Consider the following 535-nt stretch of genomic DNA (forward strand, 5'->3'; position numbering starts at 1 on the left):
GAAAAGCTAGGCACACCTAAAGCTTTTGAAACCGCTAAATTCACCGCTGACAGTGGTTTTCATAGCGAGGATAATCTTGAATACATGGCGACAACCGGGCTAGACAGTTACATGGCGGATACACAATTTAGAAGCCGAAATCCGCTCTTTAAAACCAGTAAAACCTATCATACAGAGCAAGAAAAACGTCGATTAAAACGCAGTAAAGGCAAACCACGATTATTCACGAGGGAGAGCTTTCATTTTGACCCCATAACCAATATCTGTGTTTGCCCTGCGGGCAAAACGTTATGGCGACAAAGGACCATTATCACCACAAAAGATAAAAGCTATAGCCGATTCACAGGGTATTTAAAAGACTGTTGCACCTGTCCACTACAAAAGCAATGTATGCGAAAACCACCTAAATCGACGGGTCGACAAGTACAATTTTTACTAGGTAAGGGACAAAATATCAGTCATAGCGACCGAATGAAGGTAAAAATAGACAGTCCTATTGGACGACGACAATACAGCAAACGATTAGGGGCAATTG

General features: G+C 42.1%; 1 protein-coding gene. It reads left to right on the plus strand.

What is annotated here, in order from left to right; translation table 11 throughout:
* Window positions 1-535 (plus strand): transposase (locus H4J61_RS18120; RefSeq protein ID WP_182183303.1); only part of this gene is annotated, 535 nt, incomplete at both ends.

It is taken from the genome of Colwellia sp. MB3u-4 (assembly GCF_014077065.1).
Taxonomy (GTDB): Bacteria; Pseudomonadota; Gammaproteobacteria; order Enterobacterales; family Alteromonadaceae; genus Cognaticolwellia.